Source organism: Roseibium sp., assembly GCF_965216085.1.
In the GTDB taxonomy this organism is placed as follows: Bacteria; Pseudomonadota; Alphaproteobacteria; order Rhizobiales; family Stappiaceae; genus Roseibium.
This window is the reverse complement of the sequence record NZ_OZ244138.1, coordinates 3,127,755-3,154,051: the sequence shown is the minus strand read 5'-3', so window position 1 is coordinate 3,154,051 and position 26,297 is coordinate 3,127,755. Positions and strand designations below refer to the sequence as shown.

At 54.9% G+C, this 26,297-nt stretch carries 27 protein-coding genes; 10 read left to right on the top strand and 17 right to left on the bottom strand.

Going from position 1 to position 26,297, the window contains the following annotated elements:
• Positions 1 to 171: 171 nt before the first annotated feature.
• Both ACOOFE_RS14840 and ACOOFE_RS14835 read left to right on the top strand, forming a co-directional pair.
• Positions 172 to 663: an Lrp/AsnC family transcriptional regulator gene (locus ACOOFE_RS14840; protein ID WP_420415584.1), complete on the top strand. Its 492-nt coding sequence runs from the start codon at positions 172 to 174 to the stop codon at positions 661 to 663.
• A gap of 181 nt (positions 664 to 844) precedes the next feature.
• Positions 845 to 2,158 (top strand): glycosyltransferase 87 family protein, encoded by a 1,314-nt coding sequence (locus ACOOFE_RS14835; protein WP_420410770.1) that lies wholly within the window; start codon positions 845 to 847, stop codon positions 2,156 to 2,158.
• Here ACOOFE_RS14835 and ACOOFE_RS14830 read toward each other — a convergent pair.
• Positions 2,148 to 2,777: a TetR/AcrR family transcriptional regulator gene (locus tag ACOOFE_RS14830; RefSeq protein ID WP_420410769.1), complete on the bottom strand. Its 630-nt coding sequence runs from the start codon at positions 2,775 to 2,777 to the stop codon at positions 2,148 to 2,150. The two genes, ACOOFE_RS14835 and ACOOFE_RS14830, sit on opposite strands and share 11 nt — an antisense overlap.
• 174 nt (positions 2,778 to 2,951) lie before the next feature.
• On the opposite strand from ACOOFE_RS14830, the gene ACOOFE_RS14825 reads away from it, so the two are divergent.
• The 4 genes from ACOOFE_RS14825 to ACOOFE_RS14810 all read left to right on the top strand — a co-directional run bounded on the left by ACOOFE_RS14825 (position 2,952) and on the right by ACOOFE_RS14810 (position 8,048).
• A complete protein-coding gene (locus tag ACOOFE_RS14825) occupies positions 2,952 to 4,988 on the top strand; it encodes an FAD-dependent oxidoreductase (protein ID WP_420410768.1) in 2,037 nt (678 codons plus the stop codon).
• Positions 4,989 to 5,132: 144 nt separating this feature from the next.
• On the top strand, positions 5,133 to 6,368 hold the full coding sequence (locus ACOOFE_RS14820) for an aromatic ring-hydroxylating oxygenase subunit alpha (RefSeq protein ID WP_420410767.1): 1,236 nt from the start codon (positions 5,133 to 5,135) through the stop codon (positions 6,366 to 6,368).
• A 3-nt stretch (positions 6,369 to 6,371) separates the two neighbouring features.
• Positions 6,372 to 7,451, top strand: coding sequence for a 2Fe-2S iron-sulfur cluster-binding protein (locus tag ACOOFE_RS14815; protein ID WP_420410766.1), 1,080 nt, complete (start codon positions 6,372 to 6,374; stop codon positions 7,449 to 7,451).
• Between the two features lie 96 nt (positions 7,452 to 7,547).
• Positions 7,548 to 8,048 (top strand): DUF302 domain-containing protein, encoded by a 501-nt coding sequence (locus ACOOFE_RS14810; RefSeq protein WP_420410765.1) that lies wholly within the window; start codon positions 7,548 to 7,550, stop codon positions 8,046 to 8,048.
• A 12-nt stretch (positions 8,049 to 8,060) separates the two neighbouring features.
• Here ACOOFE_RS14810 and ACOOFE_RS14805 read toward each other — a convergent pair whose 3' ends face one another.
• Positions 8,061 to 8,774, bottom strand: a complete 714-nt coding sequence (locus tag ACOOFE_RS14805) for a DNA alkylation repair protein (protein ID WP_420410764.1) — start codon at positions 8,772 to 8,774, stop codon at positions 8,061 to 8,063.
• A gap of 6 nt (positions 8,775 to 8,780) precedes the next feature.
• Positions 8,781 to 9,662 (bottom strand): NAD(P)-dependent oxidoreductase, encoded by an 882-nt coding sequence (locus ACOOFE_RS14800; RefSeq protein WP_420410763.1) that lies wholly within the window; start codon positions 9,660 to 9,662, stop codon positions 8,781 to 8,783.
• Between the two features lie 358 nt (positions 9,663 to 10,020).
• On the opposite strand from ACOOFE_RS14800, the gene ACOOFE_RS14795 reads away from it, so the two are divergent.
• The gene (locus ACOOFE_RS14795) at positions 10,021 to 10,914 is read left to right on the top strand and encodes a LysR substrate-binding domain-containing protein (protein WP_420410762.1); all 894 of its coding nucleotides are present in this window, start codon (positions 10,021 to 10,023) and stop codon (positions 10,912 to 10,914) included.
• On the opposite strand, the gene ACOOFE_RS14790 is transcribed toward ACOOFE_RS14795, so the two are convergent.
• The 5 genes from ACOOFE_RS14790 to ACOOFE_RS14770 all read right to left on the bottom strand — a co-directional run bounded on the left by ACOOFE_RS14790 (position 10,911) and on the right by ACOOFE_RS14770 (position 15,262).
• Positions 10,911 to 12,068, bottom strand: coding sequence for a trans-sulfuration enzyme family protein (locus ACOOFE_RS14790; protein WP_420410761.1), 1,158 nt, complete (start codon positions 12,066 to 12,068; stop codon positions 10,911 to 10,913). The genes ACOOFE_RS14795 and ACOOFE_RS14790 overlap by 4 nt on opposite strands.
• Before the next feature lie 84 nt (positions 12,069 to 12,152).
• On the bottom strand, positions 12,153 to 12,980 hold the full coding sequence (locus ACOOFE_RS14785; RefSeq protein WP_420410760.1) for an ABC transporter permease: 828 nt from the start codon (positions 12,978 to 12,980) through the stop codon (positions 12,153 to 12,155).
• Positions 12,977 to 13,690: an ABC transporter permease gene (locus tag ACOOFE_RS14780; protein ID WP_141187032.1), complete on the bottom strand. Its 714-nt coding sequence runs from the start codon at positions 13,688 to 13,690 to the stop codon at positions 12,977 to 12,979. Before ACOOFE_RS14780 ends, ACOOFE_RS14785 begins: the two co-directional genes overlap by 4 nt.
• A gap of 130 nt (positions 13,691 to 13,820) precedes the next feature.
• The gene (locus ACOOFE_RS14775; RefSeq protein WP_168206431.1) at positions 13,821 to 14,597 is read right to left on the bottom strand and encodes an ABC transporter substrate-binding protein; all 777 of its coding nucleotides are present in this window, start codon (positions 14,595 to 14,597) and stop codon (positions 13,821 to 13,823) included.
• Positions 14,598 to 14,845: 248 nt separating this feature from the next.
• Complete coding sequence (locus tag ACOOFE_RS14770; protein ID WP_420410759.1) at positions 14,846 to 15,262, bottom strand: hypothetical protein; 417 nt, start codon at positions 15,260 to 15,262, stop codon at positions 14,846 to 14,848.
• Between the two features lie 214 nt (positions 15,263 to 15,476).
• Here ACOOFE_RS14770 and ACOOFE_RS14765 point away from each other — a divergent pair, with 214 nt between their 5' ends.
• Positions 15,477 to 16,124 (top strand): glutathione S-transferase family protein, encoded by a 648-nt coding sequence (locus tag ACOOFE_RS14765; RefSeq protein WP_420415583.1) that lies wholly within the window; start codon positions 15,477 to 15,479, stop codon positions 16,122 to 16,124.
• Positions 16,125 to 16,129: 5 nt separating this feature from the next.
• Here ACOOFE_RS14765 and ACOOFE_RS14760 read toward each other — a convergent pair whose 3' ends face one another.
• Entirely contained in the window at positions 16,130 to 17,056 is a 927-nt protein-coding gene (locus ACOOFE_RS14760) for a LysR family transcriptional regulator (RefSeq protein ID WP_420410758.1), read from the bottom strand.
• A gap of 154 nt (positions 17,057 to 17,210) precedes the next feature.
• Here ACOOFE_RS14760 and ACOOFE_RS14755 point away from each other — a divergent pair, with 154 nt between their 5' ends.
• The gene (locus ACOOFE_RS14755) at positions 17,211 to 18,209 is read left to right on the top strand and encodes an MBL fold metallo-hydrolase (protein WP_420410757.1); all 999 of its coding nucleotides are present in this window, start codon (positions 17,211 to 17,213) and stop codon (positions 18,207 to 18,209) included.
• 50 nt (positions 18,210 to 18,259) lie between these two features.
• Here the strand turns inward: ACOOFE_RS14755 and glp are convergent, their stop codons facing one another.
• From glp to ACOOFE_RS14715, 8 genes are all read right to left on the bottom strand, one after another.
• On the bottom strand, positions 18,260 to 19,537 hold the full coding sequence (glp, locus tag ACOOFE_RS14750; protein WP_420410756.1) for a gephyrin-like molybdotransferase Glp: 1,278 nt from the start codon (positions 19,535 to 19,537) through the stop codon (positions 18,260 to 18,262).
• The gene (gene mobB / locus ACOOFE_RS14745) at positions 19,534 to 20,055 is read right to left on the bottom strand and encodes a molybdopterin-guanine dinucleotide biosynthesis protein B (RefSeq protein ID WP_420410755.1); all 522 of its coding nucleotides are present in this window, start codon (positions 20,053 to 20,055) and stop codon (positions 19,534 to 19,536) included. Before mobB ends, glp begins: the two co-directional genes overlap by 4 nt.
• Positions 20,052 to 20,705, bottom strand: coding sequence for a molybdenum cofactor guanylyltransferase MobA (gene mobA, locus ACOOFE_RS14740; RefSeq protein ID WP_420410754.1), 654 nt, complete (start codon positions 20,703 to 20,705; stop codon positions 20,052 to 20,054). Before mobA ends, mobB begins: the two co-directional genes overlap by 4 nt.
• Positions 20,702 to 21,580, bottom strand: coding sequence for a formate dehydrogenase accessory sulfurtransferase FdhD (gene fdhD / locus ACOOFE_RS14735; protein ID WP_420410753.1), 879 nt, complete (start codon positions 21,578 to 21,580; stop codon positions 20,702 to 20,704). The genes mobA and fdhD overlap by 4 nt, the downstream gene beginning before the upstream one ends.
• A gap of 66 nt (positions 21,581 to 21,646) precedes the next feature.
• A complete protein-coding gene (locus tag ACOOFE_RS14730; protein ID WP_420410752.1) occupies positions 21,647 to 22,816 on the bottom strand; it encodes a benzoate/H(+) symporter BenE family transporter in 1,170 nt (389 codons plus the stop codon).
• 105 nt (positions 22,817 to 22,921) lie between these two features.
• Positions 22,922 to 23,380, bottom strand: coding sequence for a BLUF domain-containing protein (locus ACOOFE_RS14725; protein WP_141187023.1), 459 nt, complete (start codon positions 23,378 to 23,380; stop codon positions 22,922 to 22,924).
• 206 nt (positions 23,381 to 23,586) lie between these two features.
• Positions 23,587 to 24,177: a GNAT family N-acetyltransferase gene (locus ACOOFE_RS14720; protein WP_420410751.1), complete on the bottom strand. Its 591-nt coding sequence runs from the start codon at positions 24,175 to 24,177 to the stop codon at positions 23,587 to 23,589.
• A gap of 47 nt (positions 24,178 to 24,224) precedes the next feature.
• Positions 24,225 to 24,905, bottom strand: a complete 681-nt coding sequence (locus tag ACOOFE_RS14715) for an SDR family oxidoreductase (RefSeq protein WP_420410750.1) — start codon at positions 24,903 to 24,905, stop codon at positions 24,225 to 24,227.
• A 230-nt stretch (positions 24,906 to 25,135) separates the two neighbouring features.
• On the opposite strand from ACOOFE_RS14715, the gene ACOOFE_RS14710 reads away from it, so the two are divergent.
• Positions 25,136 to 26,284: an Mrp/NBP35 family ATP-binding protein gene (locus ACOOFE_RS14710; RefSeq protein WP_420410749.1), complete on the top strand. Its 1,149-nt coding sequence runs from the start codon at positions 25,136 to 25,138 to the stop codon at positions 26,282 to 26,284.
• Positions 26,285 to 26,297 lie beyond the last annotated feature (13 nt).

Sequence of the window (26,297 nt, the reverse complement as noted above, 5' to 3'; positions counted from 1 at the left end):
TCTCTATCAAGGGAAAATGACCAGGAAATTGGAAGAAAAATCTCAATTTCTCTTGCATTTCCGCCGCGTAGGACGATATTGCGGAAACTGGTCCTGACGGGCAAAACGAATCCTGGCTGCTAAGGCGGCTAACGGGCATCTCAACGCGAAGAATTTCCAGGTAATCCGATGATTGACCGTATCGACCGCCGTATCCTTTCCATTCTGCAAGAAGATTGCACAGTGCCGGTTGCCGAAATCGGCCGGCGTGTCGGCCTGTCGACAACACCGTGCTGGCGGCGCATTCAAAAGATGGAAGAAGACGGCGTGATCACCGGCCGGGTGGCGCTGCTTGACCCTGCAAAGGTCAATGCGAAAGTGACAGCCTTTGTAGCCATAACCACCAGCCAGCACTCCGAAGATTGGCTGAAGAAATTCGCGGATGTCATCCAGGAGTTTCCGGAAGTCGTTGAGTTCTACCGGATGGCGGGTCAAGTGGATTACCTGTTGCGCGTCGCTGTTCCAGACATTGAAGCCTATGACTCGTTCTACAAGCGCCTGATCGCCAAGATCGATATTTCAGATGTCTCGACCACATTTGCGATGGAGCAGATCAAAAACACCACAGCTCTGCCTCTTGCCTATGTCGCAGCAGAAAAACCGAAGAATAATTCGGACAGATAGTCTCTCATATATTGCAAAGCGATGGGGTGGTGAACTTTGTTTATGCAGTCCTGAATGCGCGTATTGCGATTAAATGAAAAAATTGCATGGATAAATTTTAGTCATTATTTACAATGTAAAAATATGAATTTCTTTGTTTGGGAGCCGTTTTTGATTTCCCTGTTTTTGAAGGATTCATATTTTGAGACTTTTTTTCAATTCTGCCCAACGCTTGGAGTCCGTCGATTTCAAGATCTTCAACATCATTGGTTTGAAAGAGCCGTTTGGAGGTCCTGTCTTTCTTGCAGTTTCGATCTTCACAAGTATCGGTATGCTGATGTTGTTTTTGGGCAGCGATCATGGGCTTCTTGAATTTGATAAGGGCCTTGGAGAACTTGGAATTGAGGATTTTGCTGCGTTTTATCGTGGTGGACAGCTGGCTCTCGAAGGGAACGCCGCCCTTGCCTATGATTATCAGCATTTTGCCAGCGTTTTCTCTGAGAGCAATGAGGAGCTCTTGTTCCTAAACCCGCCTCAAGCTTTTCTGTTTTTTGAACCGTTGGCGCATCTTCCATATCCTGTCGCAAGGGCGGTTGGCATAGTTCTCAATTCGGTTGCAATCATTGGATTGGTATATTCGCTTCGGCTTAACCTCGGCATAACTCCATATGTTCTTACGGTCTTGTCTTGTGGGGCGTATTTTTCTTTCAGCATCCTTCAGATATCTCCGATTTTCATTTTTCTCCTAGTATTTGCGTTGATCAATCATCGAAAAATGCCGTTATTGAGCGGAGTTGCCCTAGCGATTGCAACGATTAAACCGCAATTCGGTTTGCTCGTGCCGGTTTTCCTGATTTCTGTGAGGAGCTGGCCAGTATTCGCTTATGCGGCATTCGGAACGCTGTTTCTGTTTTTCCTGACTTTAGCGGTTTACGGGTCTTCTGTATGGGAAGCCTTTTTTTCATCAATAAGCGCTGGCGGGCATTCCACTCAATTGTGGGATGCCTTTGCGCCGATGATTACCATCAGTCATTCATTGGGCAAGCTCGGAGCCTCGGATACTGTAAAAATGGCAGGTCAGGTCTTGGTCATGATGTGCTGCACAGTGTTGGTTTGGTTCTCGGGCCGCAAATTGTCAGTTGACCGCTCATTGCCGGTCGTTGTTTTCGCAATGTGTATCGCTTCCCCATCATTTATCTTATACGATTGGCTTTTGGTGTCAGTGGGATTGCTTTTGTTACTTCGCTGCAAACCTCGCTGGACGGTGTTGTTGCAGGTATTGGGCGGAATCGTAGGTGCCGCTCCGCTAATACAGGCGGCGCTGGGTTTTATCGATTGGGAGACAGTGAGGAAGTTCTCTGCTTTTGTTCCACTCCTAATGATCAGCGTATGTGGGCTGATGTTGCGGGAGCTCACAAATGGTATGCCTCGTATTGAAGGTGCTAAGGCCGCGCGCGAGTTTGGCGCAGGTTTTGACTCCAAACCTTTCACCCACAGTGCCGACTTTACGTCGTAATCGGATGCCGGGCGCGGAAGCGGGCAAATTCTGCGTCTGAGACCGGCTGGCCTGTGAAGATTTCAGCATAGAACGGCATGCGGGCCAACCGGGGCTCCAGCGGCTCAAACGGGCCGTCTTTTTTCATCGAGATATAACCGATCTGGGTCTGGTAGACCGTATTGGCGCGGACGTTGGCAAAAGCCTGTTCATGTCCAAAGCGGGTGAACATCGCTTCCAGGGCTTCGACCCTGATCTGATCGGCTTCATCTAGCAATCGCGCCAGCTTCGGATCAGTGTGCGCCCAGTTGCGGACGGCAAATTCCAGGCGGGAGTCGAACTGGTCGGGAAGCAGCCAGAGATCAAAAATGTTCAACACCGCTTCTGTGACCGTCTCGGCGTAGTCTTCTGTCCGCTTGACTAAGTTGCCCGTGTTTTTGGTCTGCCACAGGGTGATCAGTGCATCCAGTAGATCCTGTCTACTTGAAAAATGGCCATAGAAGCTGGTCCGGGACAAGCCAAGCCGGTCAGCCAGCGGCATGACCTTTACAGAGTCGATTCCGCTTTCAATGAGGGCTTCATAAGCAGCTTGTACCCAGACATCGCGCGATCCGCGCCATCCGGATGTTTTGTCGATCAAAGGGCTCTTCATTCTTGTGCGGTAGCAGTGCCGGCCCCTGGAAACAAGCGAAATTGACACATGTGTTTTCAAAAGCGACATGAATGTCGTTTTTGCGGCTTTTCAAGTCCGGTGGATCGCTCTTACTCTGAAATCTCCGCTCATGAGGTGAGCGAAAGGCATTGAGGGAGAGGCATGTCTAAGGATCCTTTGCTGCAGCCGTATCAGCTGAAACATTTGACGTTGAAAAATCGGATCATGATCACGTCGCATGAGCCAGCCTATCCCGAAGACGGCATGCCGAAAGACCGCTACCGGGCGTACCACGAGACACGCGCCAAAGCAGGCGTGGCCTTGACCATGACTGCCGGGTCGGCGGCGGTGTCGCGCAATTCGCCTCCAGTGTTCAACAATATCCTTGCTTATAAGGACGAGGTGGTGCCGTGGATTAAACGGCTCACAGATGCCTGTCATGACCACGGCTGCGCCGTGATGATCCAGCTGACGCATCTGGGCCGGAGAACGCACTGGAACAAGGGTGATTGGCTGCCGGCTGTCTCCTCATGCCATGAGCGCGAAGCTGCACACCGGGCGTTTCCAAAACAGGTTGAAGACTGGGACATTGCCCGGATTGTTCAGGACTATGCCGACGCCGCAGAACGCATGAAAGCGGGTGGCATGGATGGCATTGAACTCCAGGCCTACGGCCACTTAATGGATCAGTTCTGGTCTCCGGTCACCAACACGCTTGAAGGTCCTTATGGTGGATCGCTGGAAAACCGCATGCGGTTTTCCATGGAAGTGATCGACGCGGTACGGGCGCGGGTTGGTGAGGACTTCATTCTCGGTATCCGGTTCACGGCCGACGAGGATTTGGAGGGTGGGATCACCGAAGATGAGGGGCTGGAAATCTCCCGGCGCTTGAAGGCAACAGGAAATATCGATTTTCTCAATGTGATCCGTGGCCATATCGACACCGACCCTGGATTGACGGATGTCATCCCTGTGCAAGGCATGCGCAATGCGCCGCACTTAGACTTTGCCGGTCGGATCAAACAGGAAATCGGTCTTCCGACATTTCATGCAGCGAAAATACCGGATGTGGCCACGGCCCGCCATGCGATTGCAGAGGGGCTCCTCGATATGGTCGGGATGACCCGCGCCCATATGGCAGATCCGCAATTGGTCAAGAAAATCGCCGAAAGACGCGAGGAGGACATTCGTCCCTGCGTTGGGGCAACCTATTGCTTGGACCGGATTTACCAGGCTGGCGATGCGCTGTGCATCCACAATGCGGCAACGGGCCGTGAATTGACCATGCCGCATGACATTCCCGAAACTGCTGAGAAAAAGAAGATTGTGGTTGTCGGGGCAGGGCCGGCAGGCATGGAAGCTGCCCGGGTAGCAGGTGAGCGGGGGCACGATGTCACGGTGTTTGAAGCTGCTCCCGACCCGGGTGGACAGATCCGCTTGACTGCGCAGTCGGAACGGCGGAGAGAAATGATCTCCATTATCGATTGGCGTATGGAACAATGCGCAAAGAGGGGGGTAAAGTTTCACTTCAACAAATTTGCAGAAGCATATGATGTTGAAATTGAAAATCCGGATGTTGTTATTGTCGCAACGGGCGGGTTGCCGCATAAGGAGGTGTTAAGCGAGGGCAACGATCTTGTTGTCTCCGCTTGGGACATCATTGCCGGGGATGTCAAGCCGGGCAAGCGTGTCCTGGTCTATGACGATGCCGGGGACCATCCGGCGTTGCAGGCAGCCGAGTTAATTGCGAACACTGGCGCACATGTTGAAATCATGACCCCCGACCGGTCGTTTGCGCCGGACGTCATGGCCATGAACCTGGTGCCCTATATGAGGGCGCTGCAAGACAAAGACGTTCGCTTAACCGTGACGTATCGTCTGAAGGCGGTCCGGAAGGCCGGTAATATGCTGTCGGCAGTTATAGGCACGGACTATTCCGCCTTCACTGAAGAGCGGGACTTCGATCAGATCGTCGTCAATCACGGCACGGTGCCGATGGATGAGCTCTATTTCGACCTGAAGCCGAAATCCAAAAACCTTGGGAGTGTCAATCAGGAGGCGCTCATCTTCGGCCGTCCGCAACCAATGGACGCGAATCCCGGCGGGGCCTTTGCGCTCTACCGGATTGGCGATGCGGTTTCCGCCCGTAACACACATGCGGCAATCTATGACGCTTTGAGGATAGTGAAAGATATCTAGAAAAGCGGCAGGGCTGACCGAATTTGCGGCACGTCTTTTGTGAATAAGCCGATGCCGGTTTTGAGCTATGGCCATGCGGCAAGGCACGGCAATTTTCTGCCAAATCAATGGCCGTTAGACTCGGCTCACAAAGGATGACGCAGTATGCGCAGCGATGCAGAGATTCTTTCGCTACTCATGTCCCGCCGCCCCGGATACTCCTTGCCGCAGGCGTTCTACACCGATGAGGATGTTTTTCAGGCAGACATGAAAAACATCTGGCACAAAGAGTGGGTTTTCGCGCTTCCAGCCGCCGAACTGCCCAAGACCGGCAACTATGTGACCCTGGAGATTGGCGCCTATTCGATCATCATCGTGCGCGGTGCAGACGGCCAGATCCGGAGCTTCCACAACTCCTGCCGCCACCGTGGCAGCCGGATTTGCTCGGCATCCAAGGGCAGCTCTCCGAAGCTGGTCTGCCCCTATCATCAGTGGACCTATGAGCTGGATGGCAAACTGCTCTGGGCCCGGGAAATGGGGGAAGATTTCAAGCCGGAGAACCACGGTTTGAAGCCGGTTCACTGTGCCGATATCTCCGGGATGGTGTTCATTTGTTTAGCTGATGTTGCGCCGGATGTTTTGGACCTGAAGGCACAAGCGGAGCGCTATCTTGGCCCGCATGATCTTTCCAACCTGAAAGTTGCCCATCAGTCGACCATCACCGAGAAGGGCAATTGGAAATTGGTCCTGGAGAACAACCGCGAGTGCTATCACTGCTCCGGTTCGCACCCCTCACTTTGCCGGACGTTTTCAGATGATCCGCATATTGTTGGCGGCGCGGATGCTGCTGGATCCAATCTTGGTAAGGAGCATATCGCGCGCTGCGAAAACGCCGGGCTGCCGTCCAAGTATGTGATCAACGACAACGAACAATGGCGTTTTGTGCGCATTCCGTTCCTTGGCGATGCGGTCAGCTACACCATGGATGGCAAGGCCGCTGTGTCCCGTCGTGTTGGATCCATTCCGTTCGACAATGCCGGATCCTGCCTGTTCTTCCACTATCCGAACACCTGGAACCATTTCCTGTCTGACAGCGTTCTGACGTTCAGCGTATTGCCGGTGGGGCCACAGGAAACCCGGGTCAGCACCACTTGGCTGGTCCATAAGGATGCCAAGGAAGGTGTCGATTATGATTTGAAGCGGCTGACAGAAGTCTGGCAGCATACCAATGATGAAGATCGTCAGATTGTTGAAGAAAATCAGATTGGTATCAATTCGCCGGCCTATGAGCCCGGACCCTATTCGCCGGTGCAGGAAAGCGGTGTGATCCAGTTCATCGACTGGTACACACGGACGCTGGAAGCCGGTCTGATTGGCCGTTTCCGCGTAGCAGCGGAGTAAGTCATGGCCATGATTCCAATGCCAGACAAGGATACGCCTGTCTGGAGTGACAGCGAGCCCTTGGAATGCGTAAACGTTCTGCCGGAAGCGCCGAATGTGAAAACCTTCACATTCCGCCCGCCGTCGGGCAAACGTTTCGTCTATAAGGCCGGACAGTTTATCACGCTCGACTTGCCTGTGCCGGGCGGTAATGTGCAGCGGACTTACACGATCTCATCATCTCCGGCGACGCAAGCCTATCTGTCGGTAACGGTAAAGGCGCAGGAAGGCAGTGTCGGGACACGCTGGATGCTGGATCACTTGGAGCAGGGGATGCAGATCAAGGCGTTTGGACCGGCCGGATTGTTCCATTTGCCCACGAGCCCTGACGGCAAATACCTGTTTATCTCCGCAGGTTCCGGTGTCACACCTATGATGTCCATGGCGGCCACTTTGTTTGAGCGCGGGGAAGAGCCGGACATTTGCTTTATTCAGTGCGCAAACCGGCCGGCGGATCTCATCTTCCGCAAACGGCTGGAATACATGGCGTGCCGTACCAACGGACTGCAGCTTCATTTTGTCGTTAATCAGAACGATCCTTATGAAGTGTGGACTGGCTACCGGGGGCATTTCAACCAGCTGATGCTGGGTCTCATGTGCAACGATTATCTGGATCGAGATGTTTATTGCTGTGGGCCGGAAGGGTTCATGGAATCTGTGCGTGAGATTTTGAACGCGCTCGGCTACGACATGGATCGCTATCATCAGGAGAGTTTCCAGGCGCCAGCGGAAACCAAAGAGGAACTGACGGAGTTCGACGATGTTGTGCCGCAGGAAGACACCCAGGCACAGATCGTTTTCACAAATTCCAATGTGTCGGCCTGGTGTTCGGAAACCGACACGGTTCTGGCCGTTGCAAAGGATGCCGGTCTGAACATCCCGTCCGGATGTACTTTTGGCGTTTGCGGAACCTGTAAGGTCAAGAAGGTCGCAGGGGACGTTCACATGGTCCACTCTGGCGGTATCAGCGATGAGGATGTTGAAAACGGCTACATCCTGGCATGTTGTTCCAACCCGATCGGCACGCTGGAGGTCGAGGTCTGATAGGGGCGGCGAGAAAACATTCAAAAATTGAGATGTGTCAATGGCGGTGACCGCCATTGTGCTTTAACCTCCCGAAACAAGTTACGGGAGGACATCGTGATAGAACTTTGGAAATCGATAACCGTGGCCGCAGTTTTCGCAGCGGCCACCCCAATTGTGCCAGCAAGTGCAGCGGAAAAAGGATCTGTACCCGAAGGCGTGACCGCTTACACGGTCGAGGCAGATTTTGAGGACGTACGGTTTGGCCTTGAAAACGCGATCGTCAATCGCGGTCTGGTGATCGATTACACGTCGCACATCGGCGAGATGCTGGAGCGGACATCTGCAGATGTCGGCGGATCAAAGAAAATTTTTTCCAATGCCCAGGCCATGCTGTTTTGTTCGGCGGACCTCTCCCGCAAGGCAATGGAGGCCGATGCAGCAAATATCGCCTATTGCCCATACACGCTCTTTGTCTATGACACACCGGATGCCGAGGGCAGCGTGACTGTCGGGTTCCGCCGGCTGAGCGAAACCGGGTCAGAAGCTTCAAAAGCTGCGATCGGCGAAGTCAACGCGCTGCTGGACTCCATCGCGCAGGAAGCTGTGTCTGAATAGGCAAACTTGAGGTCAGGGCGCGTCGGGAAGGCCGAGGCGCCCGCGGACCTTTGCTGAGTCCAACTCGCGAAAGGCTTCGCGTCCAACGCGTTGACTGGGCTTGTCTTGCGCGGACACAAGGTCGTTGGCCAACTGCAATGCTGGTCCATGCAGGCTGGCGGAGCGTTTGCCGATTTGCCGGAGCGCCCAATGAACCGCTTTCCAGACGAAATTGCGCGGGTCGGTTGCCCCTGATTTGATCAGCGGAAAATAAGCTAGAAACTCTGTATCCGGTGACGTCTTGGCATGGACGGCGCGCCAAGCAATCAGGGCAAAGGCAGCCCGGCGCAAAAACTCGCCTTCTTCTTCAGCCAGCGGGCCGACCATCGCCTCAGAACCAGCGCGTTTCGCCAGGATATTGGTCAACTGGTCACATAAGTCCCAGGATTGAATATCGGCCAGCCAGGCCCAGGCTTGAGTGTCTGTAAGCGCCTTAGGCGGGATCGTCAGGATCGCCAACAGGCGGGCCTCGTGATAACCGCTCGCCCATAATTCCAGTGCGCGGTCCTCAGACCGGCCAATCTGGCGCGCAAAGGGCCGCAGCACAGCCATCGGAACGCCAAACGCATTGGATGCATCGATCCCAAACCGCGCCAGTCCGGCGCGGTTTTCTTCTGAGCCGCGTTCCTTCAATGCCTCGAGTACTGCCTCGAGTGGCCAATCATCGGCTGAAGGTTTGCGGTTCATTTGGTTTTAGCTCCTGTCAGCGTTCCGCAGGCGCGCGATCAGGCTGGACGTATCCCAGCGGTTGCCGCCCATTGCCTGGACTTCCGCATAAAACTGATCGACCAGAGCGGTGACGGGCAGGCGGGCGCCCGTGTCATTGGCGGTCTTCAGGCAAATACCCAGATCCTTGCGCATCCAGTCAACGGCGAAGCCATAGTCAAACTTGCCATCGCGCATAGTCTCCCAACGGTTTTCCATCTGCCAGGACTGGGCCGCGCCACCGCGGATAGCTGAAATGACGGCTTCGACATCGAGGTCGGCTTTTTCGGCAAAGTGGATGGCTTCGGACAGCCCTTGAACCAGGCCTGCGATGCAGATCTGGTTGCACATCTTGGTCAATTGACCAGCGCCGCTGCCGCCCATCCGGCCGACAAACTTGGAAAAACACTCAATTACCGGCTTGGCTTTGTCAAAGACATCCTGATCACCGCCGCACATGACGGTCAAAACGCCGTTTTCGGCGCCCGCCTGACCCCCGGACACTGGCGCATCGATGAAGCCACAGCCCTTTTCCTTGGCGACTGAATAGAGTTCGCGGGCAACTTCCGCAGAAGCTGTTGTGTTATCGACAACAATCGCGCCTTCTTTCAAGCCATGGAACGCACCGTCTGGTCCAGTGGTCACGGACCGCAGGTCATCGTCGTTGCCGACACAGGCAAAGACGAAATCACAGCCTTCAGCGGCTTCTTGCGGGGTCTTGGCAAAGCTGCCGCCATATTCAGCAGCCCATTTCTCGGCCTTGGCCGTGGTGCGATTGTAGACGGTTACGTCGTGTCCGCCTTTGGTCTTCAGGTATCCCGCCATCGGATATCCCATAACCCCAAGACCGATAAATGCCACCTTTGCCATAATAAGGCTCCCCTGCAGACGAAGGCCCGGCTGCGGCCGGGCCTTTGGTATCAACGAACTGCATCAGGTTCTACGGCATTCTGTTGCGCTTGTCAGGCCTGTTCCTTAGCGCTTCTGGGTCCGCTTGGCCCAAAAAAACGGTGCGAAGGATTTGTGTTCGGTCATTTTTTCTAAAGCCGCATGTGTGTGCGGGTCGGGGCGGGTGTTTGACGAAAAACGGCTGGCTTCCATAAAGCTCTGTGCATATATATTTAACATGAACTTACATCCTCATGCTCGGTTGTGTGAGGATAATGTGCTTGTTTCTGGCTCTTATTGCGAGTCAGGAAGAATTTTGTGGTGTAAGGAAAAATTACATATGGACTGGCGTGCCATCCCGTCACTCAACAGCCTTCGGGCATTTGCGGCCGTTGCCGAAACGAAAAGCCTGTCCGCAGCGGGACGCGATTTGAATGTGACCCATGCCGCGATCAGCCAGCAGGTGAGAGCACTGGAAAAACACCTTGGCGTGCAGCTTACAAATCGGGCCGGGCGGGGCGTTGAGCTGACAGAAGAAGGTGCACAACTCTACGAAGGTTTGCGCAAAGGGTTCGATGCGATTGGGGAGGCCATCGAAGCGATCAGCCGGAATGCTTCAGCCCGTCCGCTGAACATCACCATGACACCTTCCTTTGCTGTCAGTTGGCTGATGCCGCGGATCAATGATTTCAGACATAAGCACCCGGATATCGAATTGATGCTCAATCCCAGCGCTGAAGTTGTGGAATTGACACCCGGAGGGACGGATCTTGCTGTCCGGTTTGGCCGCGGAACTTGGCCGGGCCTTGAGTCAGAACCGTTTTTGAAAACGAATTTCGTGGTGGTCGGCGCCAAATGCCTCATTGGTGACCGCAAAATCGAGAAACCTGAAGACATCCTGGATTACCCTTGGCTTCAGGAATACGGCACCAATGAACTGGCGCATTGGCTGGAACGGCAAGGTGTGGTTCCGCAAGCCAAACTAAATGTCACTCATCTGCCTGGATACATGGTTTTGGAAGGGCTGCGCCGGGGCGATGGCATTTCGGCGACGGCCCGAGCTTTTATCGAACCAGACATTGAAACGGGCAATTTGCAGGTTTTGTTTGAGGACCGGTTCCATTCCGGCGCGGGTTACCATCTCGTGACGAGACCAGGTGTTCAACGTCCGGCGCTAAAGGCGTTCATTTCCTGGATGCGGTCTTTGCGGCCTGAACAGTCCGATGGCACTTAAATTTTTGCGAGAGCTTGATCAAAATCCGCGATCAGATCAGCGATATGCTCAATGCCAAGGGATAGGCGCAGCAGATTTTCCGGAATGCCTGAGGTTTCGCCTTCAATCGACCGCCGGTGTTCAATCAGGCTCTCCGTGCCGCCCAAAGACGTGGCGCGCTGGAACAGCTTGAGCGCACCCGTGACTTTCAAGGCTTCATCTTTGCCGCCCTGTGTTTGTACGGACATCAGCGACCCGTACCCACCGGTCATCTGATTTCTTGCTGTCGCATAGTCTTTGTGGCTGGGAAGGCCGGGATAAAGAACTTTTTCGATTTTGGGATGGGCTTCCAAATGTTCGGCAAGCGCCATCGCATTGGCATTCATGCGTTCCACGCGCAGGCTTAGAGTTCTGAGGCCACGCAGCAGCAGCCAGGCTTCAAAGGACCCCATGACGGCGCCGGCCATCTTGCGTTCAGTACAGATGAAGTCCCAGGCGTCTGAGGTCGAATCTTTGGTGGTGACGACACCGCCTAGAAGATCCGAATGCCCGTTAAGTGCCTTGGTGGCCGCATGCATCACCAGATCCGCACCGAGTGTGAGCGGCTTCATGATTAATGGCGTTGCGGCTGTTGCATCCACGGCAAGCAAGGCGCCTGCGGATTTGCACAGGTCGGAAACATTGCTGATGTCGGCAACCTTCAAGTAGGGGTTGCTCGGAACTTCCAGCCAGACCAGGTCTGGTTTGGTGATCGCGAGTTCGTCCCGCAAAGTGTCGATGTCGCTGGCATCGCATTCGACCAAGGCAATGTCGTTGCGGGCGCAATGTTGGCGCAAGAACAGTGTCGTGCCCCAATAAATACCCGATTGGGCCATCAAGGTGCCGCCGGGTTTGATAATCCGGGCGACGGCTGCAATCGCGGCCATGCCAGACGAAAACAGGCGGCTATCTACGCCGTTTTCCAATGTGGCCAGGAGCGCTTCAGTTTTCCGGAAGAGGTCGTTGTCATCACGGCTGTAAAGATGATCGCCGCTGACCAGCGCATAGTCTTCATCGCGGACAAACGTAGTCGCCACAGGGATCGGTGGCACGACCGCTCCGGTCGCCTGGTCAAATCCACCGCCGCCATGGGCAAGCAGCGTGTCAGCATGAAATGGTGGTTTGTTTGCGGACATGGAAATTCTCCAAAGACAGCGGGGAGGCGGCCGGGCAAAGGGACCGTGTCAGAGTATGCCAGAGCAATGAAACGGTGACCGGTGTCACCGTTTCAAATGGCGGGTCAAGCGGGCTTCGAGTTTGTCCCAGACCCGGCGCAGTGTTTCCACGATCATGAGATACGCGACTGCCGCCCAAATATACGCCTGGAAATCATAGGAGCGGGAATAGGCCCGGCGCGTTTCACCCATCAGATCTAGGATCGTGATGATGGATGCGATTGCTGATCCCTTGATCATCAAAATAATCTCATTGCCATACGGACGCAGCGCAACCATCAGGGCTTGCGGCAGGATGATCTTGAAAAAGATCACCGGTCTTGAAAGCCCAAGAGCTTCGCCCCCCTCCCATTGTCCCTTTGGCACGTTCTGGATCGCACCGCGCAGAATCTCTGCCTGATAGGCAGCCGTATTCAAAGAGAACGTGAAGATCACGCAATACCAAGCGTCGCGGAAGAACCACCACAGGCCGATCGACTTCAGTTCGGCGCTAAAGGCGCCAAAGCCATAGTAGACCATGAAGGTCTGCGCGAGCAGCGGGGTGCCGCGAAAAAAATTCACATAGGCATAGGCGGGCCAGGAAAACAGTTTCCACTGCGAGGCGCGCCCGGCTGCGATTGGGATGGATATCAGTGCGCCTAGGACGAGGGACACACCAACAATCTGGATGGTTAGGATGAACCCATCAACATATTTCGGCCAGTATTTTTGGACGAACGGACTGGCGATGTTGGAACCCAAAAAATAGACGAGATAGACACCGGACAGGATCCATAGCGCCATCAGCACGTGACCAACAATCCGGGTGTTGGTCCACTTTTTTGGAGGGGTAGGCGGACGGAGTGTCCCCGTGGTCGGGTTTGCGGCGGTCATCGTGCAGCCTCCCCACGTTTGGACCAGCGTTCAATGCGCATCAGTCCTGCCGAAGAGATCATGGCGAGTAGCAAATAAACCAGCAGAACTACCCCGAAGAATAGGAAAGGTTCCTTGGTGACGCGGGCGGCAATGCCAGCTTCACGCACAAGATCGGCAAGCCCAATCACCGAAACCAGCGAGGTTTCTTTCAATAGAATGAGCCACAGGTTGCCAAGCGCGGGCAGGGCAAGGCGGATCAGTTGCGGCAAGATGATCAGCCGCATCGTTTGAAAGCGCGACAACCCTAAAGCATGTCCGCCTTCATACTGGCCTTGTGGAATGCCGTTGAAGGCCGCCAGGAAGGCTTCGGACGCGTAGGATGAAAACACAAGGGCGAGGGCGACCATGCCGGCGGCGAAGGAGTTGACCTCGAAGTAGACATCGAAACCGGCGAGCTTGAGCCCTTCCTGAATGGCAATTTGTGCACCGTAATAGACCAGAAACAGCGTCAGAAGTTCCGGAAGGCCTCGGAAAATCGTGGTGTAAATGTTGGCCGCAAGTTTCAGGCTGGGCTCAGATGAATTCTTGGCAAGCGCGATCACAAAACCGAGCACAAGCCCGAACGGCAGCGTCGCCAAAGCTAAGGAAATAGTAATCAGCACCCCTGAGGCGATCGTGTCTCCCCAGCCCTGATCCCCAAAGGACAACAGCGTCAAAGCTTCATTCATCGGCCGGCGCTTCTTTCTGTTTTTGTTGTTTCTTTGTCCGGCTGCCCCGCCAGCCGTCGTGTGAGATTGGACTCACAGTAAAGCGTGACACGGTGACCGCGCCACGCTCCATTTTCATAAGACGATCAAATTAACCGCCGTAAACGTCGAAGGAGAAGTACTTGTCGTTGATTTCTTTGTACTTACCGTTCGCAAGGATCGCTTTGATCGCATTGTCGAACATGTCCTTCAATTCGCCTTCACCCTTGCGGATCGCAATACCAGCGCCTTCACCGTTGATAACCGGATCGGACTTCAAGGTGTTGAGAACCTTACAGCAAGCGCCGTTGTCGGTTGCCAGCCAGTCGGACAGAACAACAACATCTTCGATCACAGCGTCGATGCGGCCGTTTTCCAGATCCAGCTTGTACTCATCCGCTGTCGGATAGAGCTTCAGCTCAGCGTCCGGGAAGTGCGCTTCGGCATAGTTGGAGTGGGTTGTGGAAGACTGGGCGCCCAAAAGGACACCTTTGAGATCATCAGCAGAAACGCCTGCGATCTTCGAATCTTTCGGAACACCGATTGCCGGCGGTGTGTTGTAGTATTTGCTGGTGAAGTCGACCTTCTGCTTACGCTCTTCGGTGATCGACATGGACGCGATAATGGCGTCGTATTTGCCAGCCTGAAGGGCGGGGATCATGCCATCCCAGTCTTGGGTGACAAATTCACATTCGACCTTCATTTCTTCGCAAAGAGCGTTGGCAATGTCGATGTCGAAACCAACCAGCTGACCGTCAGCGGTCAGGGAGTTGAACGGAGGGTAGGCGCCCTCGGTACCGATACGGACTTTGGACCAGTCTTTAGCTTCCGCGCCACCGACGGCGGCCAGGACTGCAACCGCAGCTGCGGCCATACGCACAAAACGCATATTTATTCCCCTAGTATTTTGTTTGGGTCTTGGGTGGGTTCCTCCCACCATTTCGCCCGACCGCCCTATTCCATACACTTCGAGTCAAATTTCAAGCGGGCCTAGGAAAAAAACACAGTGCAAAATTGCCTTTTTTCGCGCAAAGGCCCTTGCTGGAAAGAATTTTCCCTCACCAGGGTTTCCTTTAAGTCAAATTCAGGCCAGCAGAAGGCGGATCATTGCTTTTTGTTCCGGCCAGGATTTGCCCGTTATTCGGTTGAACCTAGCGGCGGTTTGGTCTCATTCGTTTGTTCTGGAGCGTTTGAACCAGAGATTGCCAAGACCGATGCAAGAGACAGAACTGGGCGGCACACTCCGTCTCCGCTGTCCAAGTCTTGTGCATCGACGGTAAACGCAGGGCGGTTCGTCGCCTCGGAAATCTTCTGTTCAAAATGGGCACGGTCAGCGTCAGGCAGGTTATCCAGGTCCTGTTCGCTCAATCCGTGTTTTTCCAGCTTCAAGTGGCGCAGTTTCTGGTCTTCCGGCAGTTCCTTCCAGGCCTCGTATTGGCGGGCAAGTTCCGCACGGATTTCCTTCATGTCGAAAACCGGTTTGTTTTCCAACCTTTGCTCAGTTGAAAGTGTGTTGGTTTGAGCCAAGGTTGGTGGTGGGGCAGAGGCAATCATTTGGGACCTAGAGTGGTTGGCTTGATGCTGGTTATCGCATGCAAGGGTTGTGCCGCAGTTGGGTCATGAAACTTCCTTATGGTTTTCATGAACTTATTGAATTTGAAGCGAACGCTTGAACTCATTAGGTAGTTTTTACCGGGCATGAAGTGCCAGGCAGGAGCTTGGCACCGGTATGGCGCGAGCGGACTTCATTCAAAGTGGACAGGACATCATGGCGGACATTGAGCTTTTCATTGGCAACAAGAATTATTCTTCTTGGTCGTTCCGGCCCTGGATTGCGCTCAAGCACAAGGGCATTGCCTTCAAGGAAACCCTGGTGCCGTTTGACTTTGAGAACGGCAATCCGAAGTTCCGGGATTTTTCTCCGAGTATGAAAGTTCCAGTTTTGAAGGATGGAGATCTGTCGGTCTGGGACAGTCTGGCCATTCTGGAATATGCCGCCGAGCGGTATCCGGACGCTGGCCTATGGCCGGAGGGGCAGAAGGAAAGGGCGCTTGCCCGGGCAATCTCAGCGGAGATGCATTCTGGTTTTTCCGCATTGCGCGGAGCGTGCCCGATGAACATGCGGCGTCCGGTGGAAGAGCGTGCAGTCGGAGAAGATGTCAAAGCGGACGTCGCACGCATCGTTCAGATCTGGGAAGAGTGCTTGGACGCTTCAGGCGGGCCATTCCTGTTTGGTGATTTCACCATCGCCGATGCCATGTATGCGCCGGTTGTCAGCCGGTTTGATACCTACACCTTGACCGATGCACCGGTTGCCGCCCGCTACAGCGCAGCTCTACGAGAGACTGCCGCTTGGCAGGCGTGGGAGGCCGAGGCCTTGAAAGAAACCTGGGTCGTGGCTGTCGACGAAGTCTAAGTGGATCATTCTGCTGCAACGGCAGCCGTTTGGACAAAGGCTACCTGATCGGCCATATAAGCTTGAAGGTCCGATACAAATTGGCGGACCTTCATCGGGATGAAGCGGTAGGATGGATAAACGGCGTGCACCGGATGCACGCCGAAAGACCAGTCTGCCAGGATGAGTTCCAGTTCGCCGGTGTTGAAATGCGGTTCGGACAACCAGGTCACCGCAGTACTGATACCAAGTCCGGCAACCGCTGCGCGCCTTAGGGCTGCGGAGTTGTTAATCACCATTGTCGGCGACACCGGTACTTTGGTTGGTTTTCCGAAAGGGCTGATAAGCTCGATGTATCCGGCGTCGGCTATGTGCGGATAAAGCAGGAAATCGTGGTTTTTCAGATCCTCGATCGTTTGTGGCCGTCCGGTTTTGTCCAAATAGGCAGGGGACGCGATCAGGCAGCGTTGCATGTCGCCGAGTTTTTTTACTATCAGTCGGTCATCCAGAATGTGCCCCATGCGGATCGCGACATCGATCTGGTCCTTTTGCACATCTACCATGGCATCCGACAGCTGAACATCGAAGAAGATTGCCGGGTAGGTTGCTTTGAACTGCGTCAGGAAATCGGCAAGAACGGGCTCGGTGAACGCATAGGGCAGGCTGACGGTCAGGCGGCCGCTCATTTGAGCCTCTGCACTTTGTACGGACCGGTCGGCTTCGGAAAGCTTTTCCAATATGTCGCTGGCATAAGCGAAATACCGCTCTCCCGCATCGGTGAGTGACAAGCGCCGGGTCGTTCGATTGATCAGGCGTGTGCCGAGTTTGTCTTCCAGGCTGCGGACTTGCTGGCTGACAGCTGGCTGTGAAACCCCTAGACGGCTTGCGGCAGCGGAAAAACTGCCCAGTTGCACAGCGTGTACAAAACTTGTCAGAGCACTCAACTTATCCATCGAAGTCTCCAAAATGCGGGAAATACGCATCATTCATAAGGATGGCTTTTGGTTCTTATAATAAATAGCCGCCTTTAAAATCCAGAAGAATAAATGAACTAAAGGGCACGGCCTCTTCTAGGGGGCGTTTTGGCAAACGGCTTTGGAGACAGACATGACGATTGAAAAGAGCGCGATGAACAGGCGCGGTTTTTTGGGTGGAGCCCTAACGGGTGGTGCCGCGCTTGGTGTTGCGAGTGGTTTGAACCTGATTTCAACAGGCGCTCAGGCCGCAGCACCAATGGCCGGTGCGCCGATGGCTGGTGCCATTCGCCGCAAGATTGGAAACTTTGAAGTCACCGCACTTCTTGATGGTTACTTGAGTATGGGCCCTGAGCTGATCCTCGGATATGACGAGGAGGCTGCATCCCAGCTTCGCAAAGCGGCTTTTATTGATAGCCAAGCGCTGACCGGTCCGGTGAATGCCTATCTGGTCAACACCGGCGACAAGTTGGTGCTGATTGATGCGGGGACATCCGACAGCCTTGGGCCGACCGTTGGCCATCTCGGAAAGGCGCTGGCGGCCGCTGGTGTGACACCAGAGCAGATCGATGCGGTTTTGATCACTCACATGCATCCCGATCACTTATTTGGTGTGCTGACACCGGCCGGCGAAAAGATGTTCCCGAATGCTGAACTGTTGCTGCCGGAAGTCGACAATGCATTCTGGTTCGACGATGGGGCGATGAATGCGGCTCCGGAACAATTCAAGCCGTTCTTCTTGGGCGCGCGCAAAAGCGCGGATGCCTATAAATCGCGCCAGACGTTGTTTAATTCCGGCAAAGAAATCCTGCCAGGGATCACGGCCAAACCGTTGCCTGGGCACACGCCGGGTCATGTCGGTTTTGTTCTGGAGAGCAACGGCGAACGGCTGATCATTGCAGCAGATGTCGTTCATACGCTTCTGTATCAAACCCGGTATCCGGAGTGGGGCATTGCCTTTGATATCGATCCGGCTCAGGCGGTTGAAACGCGTAAGAAGTTCTTTGACGAAGCGGCCACCGACCGGGTGATGTTCGCAGGCGCGCACATTCCGTTCCCGGGCTTTGGTTATCTCGCCAATGAGGGCAATGCCTACCGCTTTGTTGCCGCCGACTGGCCCTATACGTTCTGATTGGGCAATTTTCCCGAATACAGTGGTCCCGGCCTCCAGCCGGGACTTTTCTACAAAACGCCCATGCCCGTGAACGGCAGGAAGGATACGAGATCCCCGCGGTTGACGGACGTCACTTCTTCCGGAATTTCGATCAAACCGTCGGCTTCGCGGAGCCCGGAAATCAATCCGGACCCGTCGCGGGCAAACTTCTGCGCAACTGTGCGCCCAGTGTCATCCGCCGCCAGAATGCCCCGGTAAAACTCGCGCCGGTCGGGCTTTTTCTTCGGCACCTCGAAATCTGCCGGGATTTGAAAGCGCTGCGGTTCGACAAAGGCGCCGCCGCCCAACACGCTGATGACCGGGCGCGCATAGAGCATAAAGCAAACCATGGCGGCCACTGGATTTCCCGGCATGCCAAGGAAAATGCAAGAGCCGATCTGACCGAACATTACAGGACGGCCTGGTTTGATTGCCAGTTGCCACATATGCCGCTGGCCGAGTTTTGCCAGGGCTGTCTGCATGTGATCTTCCTCGCCGCGGCTAGCGCCGCCAGAGGTTAGGATCACGTCAAACTCCTGAGATGCGGACGCCAATGTGTTTTCAATCAGCTCCGCTTCATCTTTCAAAATTCCAAGATCTTTGATGTCGACCGGGAGATGTGAGCAAAGCCCGTTCAGCAGGAAATGATTGGAATCATAAACATCGCCAACCGTAATGAGATCACCAGGACGCCTGAGTTCATCACCAGTCGAAACCAAGGCCACCTTCAGCTTGCGATAAACAGCGATCTCAGCGACACCCGTCGACGCAATCGCGGCAAGGTCTTGCGGCCTGAGCCGGTGGCCGACCGTTAAGATCGCAGCCCCTTCTTGAACATCTTCACCTGCCAGCCGGCAATTGGCGCCTTTTTTCAGACCTTGCGGGACAATGACAAAGTCCTGACCATCCTGCTGATGCGTTTCGCAATCTTCCTGCATGGCCACAGTATCGGCACCTGGCGGCATGACTGCGCCGGTGAATATCCGCGCGGCGCTCCAGGGGGCAAGGGGTTGGTCGCTTTTGTGACCTGCGGCCACGCGTTGGCTCAGACGGAAGAATCCGCCGGCTTCGTCATGATCGGAGAACCGGAACGCATAGCCGTCGACCGCCGAGTTGTCTGCCAGGGGAATATTGCGCGGCGCTGTTATGTCTTCGGCAAGGATACGCCCAAGGGCATCATCCAGGGAAACGGTTTCGACGGATGCGACTGACTGGATGCGCTCCTTCAGGATCGCCAGAGCCTCGGCGTGTTTAAGCCGATCCTTGTCGTGCAAAAAACAGTCGTTCAAGTCTGGCTTGGCCGTCATGGCTCTTGTCTTTCCAAGTCAAGATGCGCGGTGATGAAATCAGCAAGGCCTGAAACATCGTTCAAATCATAAACAGGCAGTGCCGTATCGGACACCATGTGATCGGCAGCAATGGCGAGAATATTGCTGTCTTCCGGCGCCAAGGGGCCTTTGTCTGCCGATTCTGTCCGGCGCGCTTCGATCTTTGGGTGGTTTTCCCGTTTGTAACCTTCGATCAGGATTAGGTCGCAAGGGGCAAGACGCGGCAGGATCGCCGACAAGGGCGGTTCCTCTTCATCGCGCAGTTCATGCATCAAGGCCCAGCGGCGGCCTGATACAAGCGCCACTTCGACAGCGCCTGCTTCCCGGTGGCGGTAGCTGTCCGCGCCCGGCTTATCGATATCGAAATTATGGTGGGCGTGTTTCACGGTGGAAACCTTGAGGCCACGGGCTGTGAACTCAGCAACCAAACGAGTGACAAGTTGTGTCTTGCCGGAGTTTTTCCAGCCGGTGATTCCAAAAACGGGAGTGGTGGTCATGAGGTTAAAAGACTCGCCGCGCTGCGGGCCGTTTCAAGGTCGTCCGGCCGGTTGGCATTAAAAAACGGATCAAGGCCGGTTGCCTGATCCAATTCGAAAGCAACTTCAATGCTGTCATGACGGTCTACAAAAGCGAGGACCTTGCCGCTTTGACCTTTGGCAAGCCAGTCGTGCAAATCCTCGGCAAGCGCTACGGGCCAGAGGCCAAATACAGGCTGGAGTTTGTCTGCTGAGCTGGCGAGCGCGATCACAGGTTTGTCGGCAGGGGTCGTGGCCAGGAAACGGTCGACGAGATCGACTGGGAAAAATGGCGTGTCTCCTGCGACGGAGATCACATGCGAGACATCCGGCAGATTTTCTCTCGCGTAGTCCAATCCTGCTAGAACACCGGCGAGTGGGCCGGCAAACCCGGCGATCGAATCTGAAACAACAGGATAAGGAAACCTGGAGAACCGGTTGGCATCGCCATTTGCATTGAGCACGATTTGCGGAACCTGCGGGGACAAGCGGTCCAAAATGATCTCCAGCATGGGTTTGCCGTTGAGATCGAGTAGTGTCTTATCGCCGCCGCCCATCCGGCGGGATTGTCCTCCGGCCAGCACACAGCCGAGCACCTTGTCCCGTGTCAGCGGGGTTATTCCCGGGGTCATTCCGCTTTGTTACTCCCTTTGCGTTCCGAGCCGCGCGGTTCATCCTCCGCAAGGGCCGGGTCCATGTCAAAATCTATCCGTTCCGCGCCCGCAAGCGTCAGAAACCTTTTGCCGCGAGCGCGCCCAATCAACGTCAATCCCGCTTGACGGGCAAGTTCCACACCCCAGGCAGTGAAACCGGAGCGGGAAACCAGGATAGGAATACCCATCATTACGGTCTTGATGACCATTTCCGAGGTTAGCCGACCTGTGGTGTAAAAGATCTTGTCATCAGCTGGTACATTGTTGAGCTGCATCCAGCCGGCGATCTTGTCGACGGCGTTGTGACGGCCAACATCTTCCATATAAACCAGAGGTGCATCTTCGCGGCACAACACGCAGCCATGGATCGCACCGGCCTCCAGATAAAGCGACGGCGTGGTGTTGATGGCCTTTGTGAGGCTGTAGAGCCAGGAGGTTTTCAGCCGGGCGTCTTTGGGCAGGCTAACCGTTTCAAAGCCGTCCATAATATCGCCAAAGACGGTGCCCTGGGCGCAGCCGGAAGTGCGCACCTTCTTTTTCAGCTTTTCCTCATAGTCGGTTTCGCGCTCAGTGCGCACGATGACGACTTCCAGATCCTCATCGTAATCGATGCCGGTGATGACATCATCGTCCGCCAGCATGTTCTGGTTCTTCAGGTACCCAACCGCGAGCAAATCCGGATGATCTCCAATAGTCATCATCGTGACCACTTCCTGGGAATTGAGGAACAGGGTCAGCGGCTTTTCCGTCACCACTTTGGTGTCAACTTGCGCGCCGGTGTGGTCGAAACCGGTGACCGTTGTTGAAAGTGCCGGATTGAGTGGATTGGGTTGAAGAATGTAAGGCGCCGTCACAGGCACGTAACTCCAGATTTGTTTCTTGTCAGACACTATGGGAGGCAAATGGCTGAGGGCAAGGTGTTAGTTTACAATTCTCAACTTCATCAAGGCCATAAAGGCTCCGCCTGCCAGAAGCCCCCAAAACGCCCCTGATACACCAAAGAAGCTGACACCGGATGCGGTAATCGCAAAAGTGATGATGGCGCTGTCCCGGGTTTCGGCAGCTTTGGTGGCTTCACCGATCGAAAAGGCAAGGGCTCCAAGGAGAGCCAAACCGGCAACAGCCTCAATTAGGATGCCCGGCGTTGCGGCGACGAAAGCCATGACCAAACCGGCAAAGAGGCCAAACAGGATGTAGATGGCTCCCGAGGCTGCAGCCGCCCAATACCGTCTTTCCGGATCTTTGTGCGCATCTTCTCCTGCACACATGGCAGCCGTTATGGCTGCCAGGTTGACGGCGTGGCCGCCAAAGGGAGCCGATAACAAACTGAAGATGCCGGAGAGTGTAAACAACGGACCGCTGTTTGGTTGATAGCCATAGGCCCGCAAGACAGCAATTCCCGGGATGTTCTGAGAAGCCATCGTCACGATGAAGAGCGGCAAAGCAATACTGATGAGTGCTTCGACGGTAAAGACCGGCGTGATCGCGATAGGCTGGTTAATCGCCGGAGTTTCTGCCAGATCGAGTGCGCCGCCGGCGGAAAAGGCAATGGCAAAAGTCATCAGCATGGCGAGCGGGACCGCGTAGAGCCTAGCAAACCGAAAGGCCACAGCCCACGTCAGGATGACGGCAAGCGCATAAAGGGGCATCTCTGCGACAGCACGGACTGGGGCAAGGCACAGCCCAAACAAAACGCCCGCGAGCATCGCATTTGCGAGTGGGCTGGGGATGGCGGCCACCGCGCGGCCGAAGGGGCGGATCAAACCCGCCAGCACAATAAGGAGTGCGCAGATAAGAAAGGCTCCGACCGCAGCCGCAAAACCGCCGTCTACCGGTCCGGCTGACGCCAACAACGCGGCACCCGGAGTTGACCAGGCGATGCTGACGGGAATGCGGGTCCATAACGAGGCGACGATCGCGCACAGACCCATAGCTATGGAGAGAGCCATCAAACCGCTCGTTGCTTCAGCTGTTGATGCACCGACAGCAAGCAAACCCTGAATGACAATGGCAAAGGAGCTGGCAAACCCAACGATTGCTGCGAGCAGGCCTGCGGAAAAGGACTGGAAAGACGGACGCTTGGCGAACATGAAAGTGCGATTCCAACGATGGGGAAAGGCACACTAGGCTGCTCGGATAGGACATGGCCAGATCAGTTCGGCCCGCATCCGTCCAGAAACGGGAACAAATCCCGGTTAGATCATCAGCATATCGTTGGTCATCCGGCCTTCGCTCAGCTCTTTAGCGAAGAGGCTGAGGGCCAGATAGGTTTCATCCCGGGTGACGTCGCCTGGATGATCCAGCAGCGGGCGCAATTCTTCATGTCGGGATGCCGCGATGCCGTCGGTCAGGTCACGGAAGAACATCAGCGAATTGGGGAACATGCGGTAGTCCGCCGGTTCGTGGATAATGCCTTCGATGTCGTGCAGGCGTGGGTCATTCATGACGCAATAGACTGTATCAAGAACGGGGCCGGTATAACCTTCCAAAACCTGGATGATATGCTGGTCAACCAAAAGCAGCGCACCGGTCACTCCAGCGCGGCGGTTGATGCGGCGAATGCGCAAGAGAGTCTTGTCGATTTCATCAGGCAGAGGCAAGCGCATCTTGTCCCACTTGATCTTGCTTCGAAAGCAGGCGCGGTAAAGTTCCATTGGTCTATCCTATCCGTTTGCCGATAGAACCAGCCTGCGCTTCAATTCCTCACATTTGCTTAAAATCTGATCCAATGCGGAAGAAGAAATTACTTCTTTGTGGCATTCTCAAAGAGATGTGCAGAATTCAGTGCTTTCCTATTGTGGGATAGGGGCAAGAAAACTGTGTAAAATTACACTGGTTGATCTTCCTGTGTGCAATTCCTTTATCGGGCGGCGTCTAACTTAAACATTAAACCATTCTTAACCGCAGGCCATTCGTGCGGTAGAATCGAATAGACCGCGGTATCCCGGAGGGCGCCATCAGCGGTGCGCTGGTGAGACCGCAAGACGCCATCCAGTTTCGCTCCAAGGCGTTCAATGGCTGTCCGGCTTTGCCGGTTCATGAAGTGGGTGCGGAACTCAACGGCGATACACTCCAGGTCTTCAAACGCATGGGTCAAAAGCATCAGTTTGCATTCAGTGTTTAGCCCCGTGCGTTGAACCGCTTTGCGGTACCAGGTGGAGCCGATCTCAACACGTTTATGAACCGGGTCGATGTTCATATAGGTGGTCATGCCGACGGCCTTGCCATCCGGTGTCAGCACGGTAAAGGGCAACATGGAGCCTGATGCTTGCAAAGACAAACGACGTTCAATTTCCGCACGCACGCCGTCTGGTCTGGGAACACTCGTATACCAGGCCTTCCAAAGATCCCCTTCGGCAGATGCTTCGGCGAGATCATCGGCGTGTTGCATCGTCAGGGGAACGAGCGAGGCGTGCGTTCCGGTCAAAGTGATTGGGGCGGGCCAGGGCATGGGAACTCCGGATTATTGATGTTTTGTGGTTCCAAGGTACTTAGACATTAAAAGGGGCGTTCTTCACCGGTCCATTTGAAGAATTTGCCCGTATCCTGAACCGTCAGATTTTCTGAAATGGCCATCACACCCTTGGCAACATCGGCCGGGTCATTGTCGGCGCCATCGCCGCCCATATCGGTGCGGACCCAGCCCGGATCTATCAGAATGACCGGAACATTTTTGTCTTCAAGCTCTGTGGCCAAGCCCTGCATGACCTTGTTCACTGCTGCCTTGGAAGCGCGGTAGGCCAGTTTGTCGGGCTTTCGATAGCCCATCCAGGACATCTGGCTGGAGATCGTAACAATCTTGCCGGGATGGTCTTTGAGGAGATGAGGCAAGAACGCCTGTGCAACTGCGAGCGGCGCCAACGTGTTTACGGCAAGCGTTTCCTGAAATCCGGAGTAGTCCATATTCAGCGGGTCTTGGTTTTTGGGGCCGATTATGCCGGCATTGTTGATCAAGACGTCAATCGGCGCGTCCAAATAATCAGCCGCAGCTTTGACGGCTGAATGATCGGTCACATCAAAAATCAGTGGCGTAACTTTTCCGTCGAAGCTTTCAGAAACATCTCGAGCGGCGTCTTCTGTTCTCACGGAACCGTAAACGGTCCAATCTTTCGACAGGGCTGCGCGGACAAGTTCGCGGCCAATTCCGCGATTGGCTGCGGTAATCAGACAAGTGGTCATAAAGTGTCTCGAATAAGGAACGGAATCTGGTTGGAGGAAAACTATTCTGTCTCTACAGCCAAGCGTCAAGGAGAACATTGTCCTTCAAGTGTCAGGGAGACAATCTCGCGCAGGCGCCAGACCTTGTAACCAGACCCCAACGACCCTAAGAAACGAAGACACATATCTTCCAAGAAGGTGACATTTGCGGTGGAGGGGCCGTTGTCACCTGTGAACGACAGGACGCTTCCATGAGTGAATCCGTTAAGAGCGCTGTGCTGGACCGGCTGCGCCAGATCAAAGGGCCAGATCTGGAGGGAGATATTGTCTCCCTGGGATTGGTCTCGGACGTTTTTGTGTCCGATGGTCGCGTGGCTTTTTCAATCACTGTCCCGGCCGAACGGGCTCAGGAACTGGAGCCCTTGCGCCAGGCTGCGGAAAAGGTCGTCAAGGAAATTGATGGCGTTGAAAACGCCATGGTTGCGCTGACAGCTGAGCGCGCACCAGGCAGTGCTCCAAGCCAGCCGTCTCGTCCGGCACCGCAAGCTCGGGCACCGCAGCGTCCGGCTGAGGAACAGTCGTCTGCCAAGCCTGGAGTGCCTGGCATCAAGCACATCATCGCGGTCGCCTCCGGCAAGGGCGGGGTTGGCAAGTCGACGACAACGGCCAATTTGGCGCTGGGCATGGCAGCAAACGGTCTGAAGGTCGGCGTGCTCGATGCCGATATTTATGGCCCGTCGGTCCCGCGTCTATTCAACGTTTCCGGCCGGCCGGAAGCCTTGTCCGGGCGGATGCTGAAACCCCTGGAAGGCTATGGCATCAAGGTCATGTCCATGGGGTTCATGGTGGAAGAAGAAACGCCGATGATCTGGCGCGGTCCGATGGTGATTTCCGCGCTCACCCAAATGTTGCGGGAAGTCGCCTGGGGTGAATTGGATGTTTTGGTTGTCGATATGCCTCCGGGAACCGGAGATGCGCAGCTGACCATGGCTCAGCAGGTGCCGCTCGCAGGCGCTGTTATCGTGTCAACGCCCCAAGATCTTGCCCTGATCGATGCCCGGAAAGGGCTGGCGATGTTCAAAAAAGTCGATGTGCCGGTTCTGGGGGTCGTGGAAAACATGAGCTATTTCCTATGTCCGGATTGCGGCAGCCGGCACGATATCTTTGGCCACGGCGGCGCGCGCGCCGATGCCGAACGTCTAGATGTTCCATTCCTGGGTGAAATCCCGCTCGCGATGAAGATCCGCGAAACTTCGGATGCGGGAACACCGATTGTCGTGTCCGATCCGCAAGGGCCAGCGGCGCAAGTTTATAAGGAGATCGCTGCCAAGGTCGTGGCTGGTATCGAAGCTGAAACCGTTGGGGGCGGACGGGCCGCGCCATCGATCGTTTTTGATTAATTCAATCATTCAA

What these genes read in the sequence shown, in the direction of transcription:
- ACOOFE_RS14710 (WP_420410749.1), top strand. Translation starts at nt 25,136, where the DNA reads ATGAGTGAATCCGTTAAGAGCGCTGTGCTGGACCGGCTGCGCCAGATC.
- ACOOFE_RS14785 (WP_420410760.1), bottom strand. Translation starts at nt 12,980, where the DNA reads ATGACCGCCGCAAACCCGACCACGGGGACACTCCGTCCGCCTACCCCT.
- mobA (WP_420410754.1), bottom strand. Translation starts at nt 20,705, where the DNA reads ATGACCCCGGGAATAACCCCGCTGACACGGGACAAGGTGCTCGGCTGT.
- ACOOFE_RS14790 (WP_420410761.1), bottom strand. Translation starts at nt 12,068, where the DNA reads ATGTCCGCAAACAAACCACCATTTCATGCTGACACGCTGCTTGCCCAT.
- ACOOFE_RS14730 (WP_420410752.1), bottom strand. Translation starts at nt 22,816, where the DNA reads ATGTTCGCCAAGCGTCCGTCTTTCCAGTCCTTTTCCGCAGGCCTGCTC.
- ACOOFE_RS14780 (WP_141187032.1), bottom strand. Translation starts at nt 13,690, where the DNA reads ATGAATGAAGCTTTGACGCTGTTGTCCTTTGGGGATCAGGGCTGGGGA.
- ACOOFE_RS14825 (WP_420410768.1), top strand. Translation starts at nt 2,952, where the DNA reads ATGTCTAAGGATCCTTTGCTGCAGCCGTATCAGCTGAAACATTTGACG.
- ACOOFE_RS14770 (WP_420410759.1), bottom strand. Translation starts at nt 15,262, where the DNA reads ATGATTGCCTCTGCCCCACCACCAACCTTGGCTCAAACCAACACACTT.
- ACOOFE_RS14725 (WP_141187023.1), bottom strand. Translation starts at nt 23,380, where the DNA reads ATGGAACTTTACCGCGCCTGCTTTCGAAGCAAGATCAAGTGGGACAAG.
- ACOOFE_RS14720 (WP_420410751.1), bottom strand. Translation starts at nt 24,177, where the DNA reads ATGCCCTGGCCCGCCCCAATCACTTTGACCGGAACGCACGCCTCGCTC.
- ACOOFE_RS14755 (WP_420410757.1), top strand. Translation starts at nt 17,211, where the DNA reads ATGACGATTGAAAAGAGCGCGATGAACAGGCGCGGTTTTTTGGGTGGA.
- ACOOFE_RS14760 (WP_420410758.1), bottom strand. Translation starts at nt 17,056, where the DNA reads ATGGATAAGTTGAGTGCTCTGACAAGTTTTGTACACGCTGTGCAACTG.
- ACOOFE_RS14715 (WP_420410750.1), bottom strand. Translation starts at nt 24,905, where the DNA reads ATGACCACTTGTCTGATTACCGCAGCCAATCGCGGAATTGGCCGCGAA.
- ACOOFE_RS14765 (WP_420415583.1), top strand. Translation starts at nt 15,477, where the DNA reads ATGGCGGACATTGAGCTTTTCATTGGCAACAAGAATTATTCTTCTTGG.
- ACOOFE_RS14805 (WP_420410764.1), bottom strand. Translation starts at nt 8,774, where the DNA reads ATGAACCGCAAACCTTCAGCCGATGATTGGCCACTCGAGGCAGTACTC.
- ACOOFE_RS14820 (WP_420410767.1), top strand. Translation starts at nt 5,133, where the DNA reads ATGCGCAGCGATGCAGAGATTCTTTCGCTACTCATGTCCCGCCGCCCC.
- glp (WP_420410756.1), bottom strand. Translation starts at nt 19,537, where the DNA reads ATGACGGCCAAGCCAGACTTGAACGACTGTTTTTTGCACGACAAGGAT.
- ACOOFE_RS14775 (WP_168206431.1), bottom strand. Translation starts at nt 14,597, where the DNA reads ATGCGTTTTGTGCGTATGGCCGCAGCTGCGGTTGCAGTCCTGGCCGCC.
- ACOOFE_RS14800 (WP_420410763.1), bottom strand. Translation starts at nt 9,662, where the DNA reads ATGGCAAAGGTGGCATTTATCGGTCTTGGGGTTATGGGATATCCGATG.
- mobB (WP_420410755.1), bottom strand. Translation starts at nt 20,055, where the DNA reads ATGACCACCACTCCCGTTTTTGGAATCACCGGCTGGAAAAACTCCGGC.
- ACOOFE_RS14815 (WP_420410766.1), top strand. Translation starts at nt 6,372, where the DNA reads ATGGCCATGATTCCAATGCCAGACAAGGATACGCCTGTCTGGAGTGAC.
- ACOOFE_RS14795 (WP_420410762.1), top strand. Translation starts at nt 10,021, where the DNA reads ATGGACTGGCGTGCCATCCCGTCACTCAACAGCCTTCGGGCATTTGCG.